This is a genomic window from Streptomyces sp. bgisy159, assembly GCF_057707805.1.
Map to the genome: position 1 here is coordinate 148,547 of NZ_JBYIQX010000009.1, position 13,082 is coordinate 161,628.

The window sequence follows — 13,082 nt, forward strand, 5'->3', positions numbered from 1 at the left end:
TGTTGATGGGAATGATCAACTTCGATCTCTATCCGGAGATTCGGGATGCTGGCTCGCTATCTTCGGCCATGGCTGAAGTGGCAGATAAAGTCGGCCTCGATTTGGCCGGAGTGTGCAGTCAATCCGAGGGTGGGTCCGGCGTGATCTCCACCGCGCAGGTGGATTCAAGTCGTGGAAAAATCTTGGTGTGGCTCGACGAGTCCACAAGGACATTCTTTGTTGGCGTCCAAGAGGGCCGGTTTGTCTGGGCTGAAGGTGCCACCGATGATCTCGCTGCTCTGGTTGCTGCGTCGGTGGCGTGGCGTGATGGCATGTCGGTAGGTGAGTTCGCAGAGAATTTTCCTTTCATGGTGCTTACGCGACTCGCTAGGGAGCGGGAGGCGGGTGATCCGGTGCGGGCCCAGTGGGACTGGCTTCTGAATTCGGAAATATTTGAAGACGAGCGACCTCTTGTGGAGGCCGCTCACGCCGAGTATCGCCTCCGTCGATTGTTCCCGAATTTGAGCCATGGGACATTGCGGCTCAGTGCGAATTTTGGAGTGCAGGGATCGCGCGAGATTCACATCAAACCTCTGGATAGCGGTCGCTATCGTGTCGAAGATACTTCAGTGCCTGGTTCGTCTTTCGTCGCTGGCGGCTTGATGGAGGCGGTCGTATCCGCCGCCGAGTTTCTTGAGCGAGGACCAGATTTGGAATGAGGTGGCTTCCTTTGTTTCATTCGCCGCCTTCCGCAGGATCTCGCGCTCTTCCTTCAGCTCGCGGACCTTCTTGCGCAGAGCGGCGTTCTCCGCCTCCAACGGTGTCGGCGGCTCGGTCGGCACCTCCGCCCGGCGCCCCCGCGGCCGGCTCGCACCAGCGGCGCGGACCCAGTTCCGCAGGGTCTCGGGGTTGATCCCCAGATCGGCGGCGACCTGCCTGATCGTCGCCTCGGGCCGCGACCGGTACAGCGCGACCGCGTCCGCCTTGAACTGCGGCGGATAGTTCTTCACGACCACGAGATGTCCGCTCTCAGATCCTCAGGATCCAGTGTCAAGGCCCCCCACCGCTGCCCCCCGCCCCACCCCGCCGGCTGGAACCACACGTCGCCGTAGCCGTTGTCGGTCAGGGTCGTGTCGGGGTCGATGGCGGGGCGGATGGTGCCGTCGGAGGGGATCAGGAAGGTGAGGTTGCGTCCGTTGCGGCCGTAGACCGAGGAGCAGGTCCAGATGCCGGCGCCCCGGTCGGTGGACCCGCGGCTGTCCAGGCAGTAGGCGGGGTCGGCGTACGACTGGAGGACGCCGAGGTCGGCGTCGTAGCGCCAGCGCTGGCTGGGGGAGGCGGAGCAGGGGACGGTGACGACGTCCGTGCCGTTGGTGAAGTCGCCGGCGACCTCCAGGCAGCGGCCCGTGGTGAGGTTCACGACCTGGGCGTAGGCGGCGCCGGGCGGGTAGGTCGGGGCCGGCTGGGGCTTCGGGGTCGGTTTCGGGGTCTTCGGGGGCGCGGTGGGCGTGCGGGCCGGGGTGGGGGGAGGGGTGGGGGTCGGGGTAGGGGATGTGGCGGTGCGTGAGGGAGACGGAGAAGGTGACGGAGAGGCCGGTGCGGGGGACGGCTGGGGTGGCGGGACCGTGACCGGGGGGAGGGGGCGAGGGGTGGCCGCCACCGTGTCCGTCGCGGGGTCGGTCGGGGCGTCCCCGGGGGTGAGGAGAAGCAGCAGGGGGGCCAGGGCCACGCCCAGTGCCGCCGAGGCCAGGACGAAGCGGCGGGGTGGGGGCCAGGCCGTCGCGGGCGTCTGCTCCCGGAGCGGTGTCGGGAGCGGCGGGGGAGTGGTGGCCGGCGTCGACGGGTGTTCGCTGCCCGCGACCGCTGCAGCGGCCGTACGCCGCTCCGCCGCGTACGCCGTCCCCGCCCAAGGCAGCAGGCCCTCCGCCAGGGTCGCGGCCGGGGCGTCCCGCAGGGCGCACTGTTCCTCGTACGCGGCCGTGCAGTGGGGACAGTGGGCCTTGTGGGACGTGAGGTCGGCGCTGTGGCGGGGGGTGTCGGGACGGACGGACTCCTCGATGAGGCGGTGGAAGTCGGCGCAGTCCGGGTCGGGGGAGGCGGTGAGGCGCAGGCGGAGGGCGGTGCGGGCCAGGGTCTGCAAGGCCGGGGCGACGCCGGGGGTGATGTCCTCGGGGGGCAGCCCGAGGAAGGCCGCCGTACGGGGGGCGGGCTCCCGCTCGACCAGGCCGTACCAGAGCAGGGCCTGGGTGCGGGAGGAGAGGCTGCGGAAGGCGGGGAGGAGGGGCGGGGTGGGGACGGGGGTGGTGACCACGGCCGTGTTGAGGGACGCGGCCCGGTCGTCGCCGGCCCAGTCGGCGGCCAGTCGGCAGGACAGCAGGAGGAGGTGGTGGCGCCAGGGGAGCCCGGGGTCGTTGCCGTGGGCCGTCTCCCGGGCCGCCAGGGCGAAGGCGCGGGCCGCGAGACCGCGGGCCGCCGTCTCGCCCACCGTGCAGAGCCGCGCGTAGTCGAGCAGGTACGGCTCGTGCCGCTCGCGCAGCTCCCGCAGCGCCGGGTACGCCAGCGCGGGCGCCGCCCGCAGCAGCTCGGCGAGACGCGTGTCGGGGGCACCGGACATGGACGGTCCGCCGATTCGGCCGCTCGCGTCGGCACGGGGCATGGGGGTCGCTCCTCACCTGAAACTGACCTACTGGTCGGTCTGGGGTGGGGTGACCATAGTGGCGCAGAACACGTTTGGGGAGGTTTCCCGGGGTAACCGGGGCTCGGGGGAGTGCGTGTCCGGACGACCAAGAGCGGGCGGCCACCTCATCAGGTTTGCCGCCCGCGCTCTTGGTTCACACCGCTGGGCACATCACCGGCGCATCGGCATCGCCGGCACTTCGCCGGTCGCGACGCCGGGCGCCTCTCGGGGCTGTCGCCGGTCGCCCTTCGCGCCGCGGAGGGCATCGTTCGCGGGTCACCGCCCGTCGCGTAACCGGCTCCGTCGCCGGTCGCGCCCGGCGACGCCTACTCCTCCGAGATCAGCCCCTTGCGCAGCCGCCCGAGCGTCCGCGACAGCAGCCGTGAGACGTGCATCTGGGAGATGCCCAGCTCCTCGCCGATCTCGGACTGGGTCATGTTCGCCACGAAGCGCAGGGAGAGGATCTTGCGGTCGCGCGGCGGGAGTTCGGCGATGAGGGGCTTCAACGACTCGACGTACTCGATGCCTTCGAGTCCGTGGTCCTCGTAGCCGATGCGGTCGGCCAGCGCGCCCTCGGTGTCGTCCTCCTCGGGCTGGGCGTCCAGCGAGGAGGCGGTGTAGGCGTTCGAGGCGGCCATGCCCTCGACGACCTCGTCGTTCGATATGCCGAGGCGCTCGGCCAGTTCCGCGACGGTGGGGGCGCGGTCGAGCTTCTGGGCCAGTTCGTCGCCCGCCTTGGCCAGGTCGAGACGGAGTTCCTGCAGTCGCCTCGGTACCCGTACCGACCACGACGTGTCGCGGAAGAAGCGCTTGATCTCGCCGACGATGGTCGGCATCGCGAACGTGGGGAACTCGACGCCTCGGGAGAGTTCGAAGCGGTCGATCGCCTTGATCAGGCCGATGGTGCCGACCTGGATGATGTCCTCCATCGGCTCGCTGCGGGAGCGGAAGCGGGAGGCGGCGAACTTGACCAGGGCCAGGTTGAGTTCGACCAGGGTGTTGCGGACGTACGAGTATTCGTGGGTGCCTTCTTCGAGGGATTCGAGCCGCTCGAAAAGGGTCTTGGAGAGAGCCCGCGCGTCGACGGGTCCGACCTCGTCGTACGGAGGGATCTCGGGGAGTCCCTCGATGACATCGACGGGATGGATGGGATCCAGATGTTCCGGAGTGGGTGTCGACGTCGCACCGTAGGGATGCGGTGCGTCGAGCCGCGGTGACATGATGTCCTCCATCGTTCTCGGCATATGGCTGCCGAAGCCAGTACGTGCACTGCGGTGTGCGGCGCCTCCAAAGCCGGCCGTGTCGGTTACGTGTCTCTACTAGCCCTACCCGCTTTCCCGAGGTCACCGCAAGTACGATCTGTGTACTTATGTCCGTTTACGGGGGGTTGTTCGGCTGTGGAAACGCGTAACGAAGGCGTAGTGTTCGAGGGCATCAGCACGGACCGAGACGACCCCGGGAGAGAGACGGCATGGACCGCGGGACAGTCGGCAGCGCACAGTCGGGCCGGCTTCTGGTGGAGGTGCGGGAAGAGGGCTCCAGCGCCGTCGTGACGCCGGCGGGTGAGCTCGATCACCACACCGCCGAGTTGCTGCGTGAACCCCTCGACGCCTGTCTCACCAAGGGTTTCAGTCGACTGGTGATCGACTGCTCACGGCTGGAGTTCTGCGACTCCACCGGACTCAACGTGTTGCTCGGCGCACGGCTGAAGGCGGAGGCCGCAGGTGGAGGAGTGCATCTGGCGGGGATGCTGCCGGTCGTCGCCCGGGTCTTCGAGATCACCGGCGCCGACGCCGTCTTCACCGTGCACGACTCGGTCGAGGCGGCCCTCGCCGAGGAAGACGGCTGATTGTCGCGCAGGTCACTTCCCTTCCTGCACGGAGTGCCGAAAGGGGGGTGTTCCGTCGCATCCGTCGGGCAGGAGACATGCGGGCGGCGGTGTCCCGACGTGCCGACGGAACCGGACATCGGCACACACGCAAACAACGGCACAGAGCAACGGCGACGGACAGCCGTACGGAGCGGTGGCGCAGCAACCGCGACTTCTTCGATGTCCTGGACCCTTCAAAACGTGATCTTTCCATCGTGAACTGGTGAATCGGTGAGGTGAAGCGCTGATGAGCACCACCCGGCCTGTCTCGCCGGGCTCCCCGGAGCCCAGCGGCGCTTCGGGGGCATCGGCCGGCCGTCAGGTCCGCAGACTGGACTTCGACGGCGCGAGTGGCGTCGTCCCGCTGGCCCGGGACTTCGCCCGGCAGGCGTTGTACGCGTGGGGGTGGCTGCCCGCCGCCACCGCGGACCAGCGTGCCGCGGCCGAGGACGTACTGCTCGTGGTCTCCGAGCTGGTCACCAATGCCTGCCTGCATGCCGAGGGGCCGCAGGAGATGCGGCTGGGCTGCGACAACAAGGTCATCCGCGTCGAGGTCGTCGACCGCGGCAGCGGGCAGCCGGCACCCCGGACCCCGCACCGTTCCGGGCGGCCCGGGGGGCACGGCATGTTCATCGTGCAGCGGCTGTGCCTGGACTGGGGGGTCGTCCGTACGCCCGGGGTCGCCGGCAAGACCGTCTGGGCGGAGCTGGGCGCTCCGGCGTAGACCTGGGCACTTCGGCGCAGCCCCTGGCGCCCTGAGGCTGCTGTCCTGGGTGCCGCGGCGTAGATCCTGGGCGATCCGGCGTAGATCCTGGGGGCTCCGGCGTTGACCTCTGGCGCTTCGGTGAGGATTTCGGCGCCCCGGCGCAGGGAGCGGTCCGGGGCTGCCGGTGCGGGGCGCCTGAGCGGGGGCGGCCCCGCCTTCTCCGGTCCCCACGTCCTTCGGCGCCGCCCGGCGCTTCCGGCGCGCCGCTTGTCTTCCCTCCTTCGGTCCCCGGGCGTACCTTGACGGCCGATCTGATGTGCCGTCAGGAAGGCGGCCGGGCAAGGGACACCGCGGGAGTGAGGGGACGGACCGTGTCGAAGCACAAGCGAGGCGCCGCGCTGGCGTCGGCCGCCGCCCTGGCCGGGGCCGCCGTCCTGACGGCCGCGCCGGGCGCCCGGGCCGAGGTCGTCGACGTCAACTACCACTGTGAGACGCCCATCGGCGACAAGAGCGCCGTGTCGCCCATCGACATCAAGGGCGTCAGGAGCGGCTCCGGCTACCGCATCACCATGTCCTGGCAGAAGGGTGTCTCCTCCAGCCCCGTCGAACTGGGCAAGGGCGCGATGAACCCGAGCGCCACCATCAAGCTGGGCGGCGCCGACAGCGGCACGCTGAACGTCACCGGCCCGGCCAACCAGGCGGCCATCCCCGCCGACACCCCCATCAAGATCAGCGATCTGAGCGGCACCTACACCCCGAAGAAGAGCGGCAAGGTCACCTTCACGGCCGGCGTGCTGACCATCAAGGCCCTCGGCACGACCACCACCTGCACGCCCACCAACAGCCCCGGCCCGTCCCTCACTCTCGACGTGACGGCGGCCGGCGGTGGCGGGGGCGGTGACACCCCGTCAAAACCCGGCTCCGGCAACGAAAGCGCAGGCGGCCAGGGCTCCGGCGGCCAAGCCTCCGGCAACCGGCTCCCGCGGACCGGCCCCGAGGACTCCGCCGTCGCCCTCGCCACCCTCGGCGGCACGGTCCTCCTCGCGGGCGCGGCCGGCGCCCTGTGGCTGAGCCGCCGCCGGCCCGCCCGCAACGAGCCCGCCCCCGGCAGCCCCACCCGCCGCTGACCCGGGCACTGCTGACCCGAGTACAGCCCGCCCGAGTACAGCCGACCCGAGCACTGCCGACCCGAGCACTGCGGATACGACCGCCGGAGCCGCCGATGCCGTACGCCGTCGCCGTCCGTGTCCTGCTGCCGGCCCTGCCGCTGCTGCTGGGCGCCGCCCCGCCGCTCGCGGAGACCGGGGGCGGCTGGTCGGCCGCGCCCTCCGGTGGCGGACGCCCCTCCTTCTACGCCGAGGGCACCCCCGGAACGGTTCTGCAGGACACCGTCGCCGTCACCAACCCGGACGACCACCCGCTCGCCGTCCGCCTGTCCGGCACCGGCCCGCCCCTCGTCTTCGCCGACCCGGCACCGCGCGTCCCGGCCCGCACCCGCGCCGAGATCCCCTTCACGGTCACGGTCCCGGCGGACGCGGCACCAGGTGACCGCACGGGCAGCGTGGTCGTACGGGACGCGCAGGGCCGGGAGGCGACGGTACGGTTGTTGCTGCGGGTCGGCGGACCGAAGCTGGCCGCGCTCAGCGTGGAGCAGGCGGCCGTGGGTGCCGACGGCATCACGTACACGCTGGTCAACCGGGGTACGACCGCACTCGCACCGCACCTCGCCGTACGGGCCGACGGCGTCCTGGGCCCCGTCCTCGACCGCGCCGAGCGCCCCTTGCCGGTGATCGTGCCCCCGGGCGGCCGGCTGCGGCTGACCGAGCCCTGGCCGGACCGCCCGGTGCTGGACGCCGTCACCGTACGCCTGACCGTGACCGCCCCCGGTGGTGCCCGCGCCACGGCCGACGCGTCGGCGACCTTCGTCCCGTGGGGCGCGGTGGCGGGTACGGCGGCGGGAGCGGCGGCGCTCGTGGGTGCGGCCGCTTCGCTACGGCGACGGGGACGCCGCAGGCGGGGAGCCGACCGCGCGCCCGCGCACGCCATGCTCACCGGACCGCCCGCGCCCCCCGGACCGCCCGCGCCCCCCGGACCGCCCGGACCGCCCGGACCGACCGAGCCGTCCGTGCCCGGACCGCCCGCGCCGACGACACCGACCTCGCCGCAGGAACCGTCTGCGCCGGCCGGACCGCTCCGGCCGGCGCCCGCACCGACGGGAGCCCCGAAGTGAAGCCGCGGGTCAGGGCCAGGCCGTCGAGGCGGCTGCTTCTGCCGCTGCTGGTGTCCCTCCTGGCCGTGCTCCCCCTGCTCCCTCTGTCCCCCCTGACCGGCCCGGCGTCGGCGGCCGAAGCCGGGCCGGTCGTGACCGTCGCCCCCACCCAGGCCGGCGTCGGCGGCTCGGTCACCGTCAGGGGCAGCGGCTGGCGGCCCCGCACCCTGGTGATGTTGCTGATCTGCGGACAGTCGGTGCCGGCCCGGGGCGTGATCGGCGGCACCAACTCCTGTGCCAACGCGGACGGCCGGGCCGTCACCACGGACGCCGACGGCCGGTTCAGCCACCGCCTCCCCGTCGCCGAACCGCCGGTGCCCTGTCCCTGCGTGGTCCACGCGGCCACCGCGACCGGCGAGCGGGCACGGGCCGACGCCGTGTTCCAGGTGGCCGGGCACCCCGTGGCGGCGCTGCCCCCGCCCTCCGCCGGCCGGTTGCGGATGCTGTCCCCGCCCCGGCTGGAGGGCTCCGGCTCCCTGCTCACCTGGTTCGGGGCGCCCCCGGCCCGCACCCTGGTCCTCACCGTGGGCAACGTCGGCACCGAGCCGCTGAAGGACTTGGTCTTCCAGGTCGGCACCGCCCACGGCGTGTTCGCCCCGCAGTGGGAGGAGCGGCGCTGGCGCGGCACCCTGGCCCCCGGCAAGAAGGCCCGCGTCGAACTGCCGGTCGAACTGTCCGCCGGGGCGCACGGCGACTACACGGTCTCCGTCCGGTACGGCGGGAAGGTCCTCGCCCGGCAGCCGTGGGGCGTCGGCCGGCCGTGGGGCGTCACCGTGTTCTGGGTGCTGCTGTGCCTGGTGGTCCCGGTGGGGGTGTTCCGTGCCGGGATGGCGGTGGTGGACCGGGTACGTCCCCGGGGCCCCGCGCGACCCGCCGTCACCCGACGTTTCCCCGCCCGGGGTCCTACCCCGCCTCCCCCGGCCCCGCCTCTCGCCGAGCGGCGACCCGCCGAGCAACTCCTCCCCGAGCAGCCTCTCCCTCACCCGAGCTCCACCCCGAGCTCCACCCCGAGCCCCGACCCCGGCCTCACCCCGAGGCCGCTCGCCGCCGTACGCCGCCTCACCGCGCCCGCCGTACGCGGGGCCACCGCGCTCGCCGTACGCCTGACCGGCCGCAGGAACCCCCGCCCATCCGAACCCGCACCGGCACCGGCACCCACCCGCACCCCGACCCTGCCGTGGTTCACCCCGGACACCGATCCGGGCCCGGCGGGGCGGCTCTCCGCACCGCACGAAGACGACCGCCCGACGCGTCGCACGACCCCCACGACGCCCGGCAGGAAGGGAACCCCCACGTGAGCGAGCGCGAGAGAGCCACCCCCGGCCCGGTCCCCGGCCCAGCCACCGGCCCCGCCCGAGGCCCAGCCACCGCCCCAGGCCCCGCACCCCTCCCCGAGCGTCCTCCCGGACGCGCCCCCGGACGTGCTCCCCGACGCGCTCCGGAACGTGCCTCCGGCCGCCCTCCCCTCCCCAGAGGCCTGGCCGCCGTCACCGCCGCCGCCCTGGCCGTCGGCACGGCAGCCCTGCTCGGCCTGGCCACCGGACCGGCCCAGGCCGCCGAGGTGTCGTACGCCACCCACTGCGTGCCGCCCGCCGGCATCCCCCCGGTGGACGGCACCACGAAGGTCGACATCACCGTTCCGGCCACGGCGAAGGTGGGCGAGACCGTCGACATCGTCTGGAAGTTCACCCGGCCCGCGTCCAGGAACCCGGACATCATCGATCTCCCGGCCGACTCGGTGCAGCCCTCCGGCACCCTCCGGGCGGCCGGCGCGCAGACCACCGACATCGCGCTGCGGGGGCCCCGGAAGAACCCCCCGATCCCCAAGGGCGCCCAGATGGTGCTGTCGGACATGAGGGGCACGCTGGAGCTGACGGCGGCGGGCCGGGTGACGCTGACCCCGGACGCGTACGTCGTCAACGCGATGGGCACGAACACGACCTGCTCACCGACCGAGCCGGTGGCGCCGGCGGCGACGATCACGGTGACGGCCGGGGACGGCGGCCCGACGAGCCAGTCCCCGACGGCGTCGCAGCCGCCCTCCTCCTCGCCCCCGTCGTCCTCCTCGCCCTCGGCGCCGCCGTCGGGTTCGCCGCCCCCGTCGCCGTCGAGCCGCCCCAGCCCGTCACCCGGCGACACCGGCGGGCAGACCGACTTCACCGGCAAGGTCGTGGACGTGCCGTACACCTGCCAGTCGCCCCTCGGCGAGAAGAAGGCGACGTCGCCGGTCCAGATCGACGCCAGGAAGAGCGGCGGTGGTTACGACCTCACCGTGCGGTTCAGGAAGTCGGTGATGAACAGCCCCGCCGACATCCCGGCGAACTCCGTCGAACCGTCGATGGAGGTGGCGCTGGGCGGCGCCGACTCCGGCACCGTCCACGTCGAGGGCCCGGCGAACGCCCGGCCGGTCAAATCGGGGGAGCCGATCGAGATTCCCGACCTCAAGGGCACTTACAGGCCGGGCGCGACCGGCGTCTCCACCCTCTCCCCGGGCGTCCTCACCATCAACGCCCTGGGCACGACGACGACCTGCGCACCCGACCGCACGGCCGTCTCCCTGACTCTGGACACCACCGAACAGGCGAGCGGCGCCTCCGGCGGCAGCGGTTCCTCCGGGGCCGGCGGTTCCTCCGGCGGTACGTCCACCGGCGGCGGCCTGGCCGACACCGGCTCCGGCGACCACGGTGCCCTCAAGGCCCTGGGGCTGGTCGCGGGCACCACCGTCCTCCTGGGAGCGGCCGTCTTCACGTACATGCCCCGTCGCCGGGCCAGGTGACCTGCCCGCCGGCGGCCGCCCACGAACAGGGGAAGGCCGTCGCGCCCCACCGGGGTGCGACGGCCTTCACGGCCCTGCCGACGGCGGACGTCAGTGAACGTCGCCCATGAGTTCCTTGACCTTCTTGCGGTACATCCACACGGCCGCACCCGCGACGACCGCGAGCACCGCCTCCAGCGCCACGACCCCCATCCGGTTGAGGTCGACCTCGGCGATGGACAGCAGACCGGTCGTCGCGTCACCGGCGGTGACCGCCAGGAACCAGACGCCCATCATCTGCGAGGCGTACTTCTGCGGCGCCATCTTGGTGGTGACGGACAGGCCCACCGGGGAGATCGTCAGCTCACCGAGCGTCTGCACGAAGTAGATCGCGGCCAGCCACAGCGCGGCGGCCTTGTGCCCGCCCTCGGCGATCGACAGCGGCGCCAGGAAGAGGAAGAAGGAGGCGCCGATCAGGACGAGGCCCATCGTGAACTTGACCGCGGTGCTCGGCTCCTTGCCGCGCCGGGCCAGCGCCAGCCAGGCCCAGGCGAACACGGGGGCCAGCGCCATGATCATGACGGGGTTGACCGACTGGTACCAGGAGACCGGGAACTCCCAGCCGAAGACCGAGTTCTCCGCCGAGGACTCGGCGAACAGCGACACGGTCGAGCCGCCCTGGTCGTAGATCATCCAGAACACGGCCGCGGCGACGAAGAACCAGATGTAGGCGGTCAGCTTGGACTGCTCCGCGCGGTCCAGCTCCTTGTCCCGCTTCATCCGGGCGATGACCAGGACCGGGATGACCAGGCCGGCGATCGTGATCGGGACCAGCAGCCAGTTCAGGGTGTAGACGCCGGAGACGCCCACGACGAGGTAGAAGACCGCGGCGACGGCGGCCCAGAAGGCGGCCTTGCGCAGGGTCGCCGCCTTCTCCGGGGCGGTCAGCGGGGTCGGGACGACGTCCGACCGGCTGTCCAGGTGGCGGCCGCCGAGCAGGAACTGGGTGAGGCCCAGCGCCATGCCGAGGGCGGCGAGCGCGAAGCCCAGGTGCCAGTTGACGTTCTCACCGACGGTGCCGATGGCCAGCGGGGCGGCGAAGGCACCGAGGTTGATGCCGATGTAGAAGACCGTGAAGCCACCGTCGCGGCGCGGGTCCTCCGGGCCGTCGTAGAGGTGGCCGACCATCGTCGAGATGTTGGCCTTGAGCAGTCCGGAACCGATCGCGACCAGACCGAGGCCCCCGTAGAAGGTGCCGGCCCACGGCAGGGCCAGGGTCAGATGGCCGAGCATGATGATCGCGCCGGCGACGGCGACGGTCTTGCGCGGGCCGAGCACGCGGTCCGCGAACCAGCCACCGGGCAGGGCGAGCAGGTACACCAGGGACAGGTACACCGAGTAGATCGCGGTCGCCGTGCCCGCGCTCAGGTGCAGGCCGCCCGGAGCAACCAGGTACAGCGGGAGCAGGGCCTTCATGCCGTAGTAGGAGAACCGCTCCCACATCTCGGTCATGAAGAGGGTGGCCAGACCGCGGGGGTGGCCGAAGAAGGCTTTGTCGGGGCCGGGGGTGCCCGGCTGGACCGAGTCCTTCGTCAGGCTGGTCGCCATGTCGTTCCTTGCTGGTCGGGACGCGCGAGTGGAGCGACGCGCGCCCGGTGGGGCGGCCGGCACCGGCGCGATCGGCCCGTCCGCCCCACGCCCGGGGGGAGTCCGCTCCGACCGGGTCGGGGAGCGGGGACGGCGACCACCGGGATCCACGCCCTTGCGCATGTCGTCGCGCATGAGGCCCGGCCACAGGTCATTCCTTTCGAGGCCGGCCTCGGCCGGCCCGCACACAAAAGAGACCTTCAGCGTCAAGTCGTCGCCAAAGGTCCCTGCGGTGCTACAGGCGTTGTTTCACCATACGGCAGGACAGTGCCGGATATGGAAGCACTTGAGAGATGGATCACAGGCGATCAAGGAGCCAGATGCATGGGCTCCAAGGTCCATATCCGGTACCACCATGGAAACCATAGGTCTGGACCACTCTCGGTGACCAATCGGGCGCCTCGTCGGAGGGCGGCTTGTCCGGTGTGTCCCTCGGTAAGAATCCGGCTCAGCGATCACACCTCGGCCGAATGGCGCCGCGGACTACCATCGGCTCATGACCCGTGTACTGCTCGCCGAGGACGACGCGTCCATCTCGGAGCCGCTGGCCCGCGCACTGCGCCGCGAAGGGTACGAGGTCGAGGTGCGCGAGGACGGACCGGCCGCGCTCGACGCCGGGATGCAGGGCGGCATCGACCTGGTGGTGCTGGACCTGGGCCTGCCCGGCATGGACGGCCTGGAGGTGGCCCGCCGGCTGCGCGCCGACGGCCACACCGTGCCCATCCTGATCCTGACCGCGCGGGCCGACGAGGTCGACACCGTGGTCGGTCTGGACGCGGGCGCCGACGACTACGTCACCAAGCCGTTCCGCCTCGCCGAACTGCTCGCCCGGGTGCGGGCCCTGCTGCGGCGCGGCTCCACCGAGCCCCAGCAGCCGCCCGCCACCCACGGGGTGCGGATCGACGTCGAGTCGCACCGGGCGTGGATGGGCGACGAGGAACTCCAGCTGACCGCCAAGGAGTTCGACCTGCTGCGGGTGCTGGTGCGCGACGCCGGCCGGGTCGTCACCCGCGACCAGCTGATGCGTGAGGTCTGGGACACCACCTGGTGGTCCTCCACCAAGACCCTCGACATGCACATCTCCTGGCTGCGCAAGAAGCTCGGCGACGACGCGGCCAACCCGCGGTACATCGCCACCGTCCGCGGCGTGGGCTTCCGCTTCGAGAAGAGCTGAGCGCA

General features: G+C 72.0%; 12 protein-coding genes. 8 read left to right on the forward strand and 4 right to left on the reverse strand.

Features of this window, described 5'->3' with window-relative positions; translation table 11 throughout:
* Nucleotides 1-11: 11 nt before the first annotated feature.
* The gene (locus AC3ET3_RS12115) at nt 12-698 is read left to right on the forward strand and encodes a DUF6193 family natural product biosynthesis protein (RefSeq protein WP_435612096.1); all 687 of its coding nucleotides are present in this window, start codon (nt 12-14) and stop codon (nt 696-698) included.
* Here the strand turns inward: AC3ET3_RS12115 and AC3ET3_RS12120 are convergent.
* The 3 genes from AC3ET3_RS12120 to AC3ET3_RS12130 all read right to left on the reverse strand — a co-directional run bounded on the left by AC3ET3_RS12120 (nt 606) and on the right by AC3ET3_RS12130 (nt 3,876).
* Complete coding sequence (locus AC3ET3_RS12120) at nt 606-989, reverse strand: transposase (RefSeq protein ID WP_435612097.1); 384 nt, start codon at nt 987-989, stop codon at nt 606-608. The genes AC3ET3_RS12115 and AC3ET3_RS12120 overlap by 93 nt on opposite strands.
* Nucleotides 986-2,635, reverse strand: coding sequence for a ricin-type beta-trefoil lectin domain protein (locus AC3ET3_RS12125; protein WP_435612098.1), 1,650 nt, complete (start codon nt 2,633-2,635; stop codon nt 986-988). Before AC3ET3_RS12125 ends, AC3ET3_RS12120 begins: the two co-directional genes overlap by 4 nt.
* 347 nt (nt 2,636-2,982) lie before the next feature.
* Nucleotides 2,983-3,876: an RNA polymerase sigma factor SigF gene (locus AC3ET3_RS12130; protein ID WP_432135565.1), complete on the reverse strand. Its 894-nt coding sequence runs from the start codon at nt 3,874-3,876 to the stop codon at nt 2,983-2,985.
* A gap of 251 nt (nt 3,877-4,127) precedes the next feature.
* On the opposite strand from AC3ET3_RS12130, the gene AC3ET3_RS12135 reads away from it, so the two are divergent.
* From AC3ET3_RS12135 to AC3ET3_RS12160, 6 genes are all read left to right on the forward strand, one after another.
* Nucleotides 4,128-4,505: an STAS domain-containing protein gene (locus AC3ET3_RS12135; protein ID WP_432135449.1), complete on the forward strand. Its 378-nt coding sequence runs from the start codon at nt 4,128-4,130 to the stop codon at nt 4,503-4,505.
* Between the two features lie 268 nt (nt 4,506-4,773).
* Nucleotides 4,774-5,250, forward strand: a complete 477-nt coding sequence (locus AC3ET3_RS12140; protein ID WP_432135448.1) for an ATP-binding protein — start codon at nt 4,774-4,776, stop codon at nt 5,248-5,250.
* A 353-nt stretch (nt 5,251-5,603) separates the two neighbouring features.
* Entirely contained in the window at nt 5,604-6,359 is a 756-nt protein-coding gene (locus tag AC3ET3_RS12145) for an LPXTG cell wall anchor domain-containing protein (protein WP_435612099.1), read from the forward strand.
* Between the two features lie 95 nt (nt 6,360-6,454).
* Entirely contained in the window at nt 6,455-7,462 is a 1,008-nt protein-coding gene (locus AC3ET3_RS12150) for a COG1361 family protein (RefSeq protein WP_435612100.1), read from the forward strand.
* A complete protein-coding gene (locus AC3ET3_RS12155; protein WP_435612101.1) occupies nt 7,459-8,799 on the forward strand; it encodes a hypothetical protein in 1,341 nt (446 codons plus the stop codon). Before AC3ET3_RS12150 ends, AC3ET3_RS12155 begins: the two co-directional genes overlap by 4 nt.
* 179 nt (nt 8,800-8,978) lie before the next feature.
* Entirely contained in the window at nt 8,979-10,277 is a 1,299-nt protein-coding gene (locus tag AC3ET3_RS12160) for a hypothetical protein (RefSeq protein ID WP_432135563.1), read from the forward strand.
* Nucleotides 10,278-10,367: 90 nt separating this feature from the next.
* Here AC3ET3_RS12160 and AC3ET3_RS12165 read toward each other — a convergent pair whose 3' ends face one another.
* The gene (locus tag AC3ET3_RS12165) at nt 10,368-11,864 is read right to left on the reverse strand and encodes an oligopeptide:H+ symporter (RefSeq protein ID WP_432135446.1); all 1,497 of its coding nucleotides are present in this window, start codon (nt 11,862-11,864) and stop codon (nt 10,368-10,370) included.
* Between the two features lie 535 nt (nt 11,865-12,399).
* Between AC3ET3_RS12165 and AC3ET3_RS12170 the strand changes: the two genes are divergently transcribed.
* Nucleotides 12,400-13,077 (forward strand): response regulator transcription factor, encoded by a 678-nt coding sequence (locus tag AC3ET3_RS12170; protein ID WP_432135445.1) that lies wholly within the window; start codon nt 12,400-12,402, stop codon nt 13,075-13,077.
* The last annotated feature ends 5 nt before the right edge of the window (nt 13,078-13,082 follow it).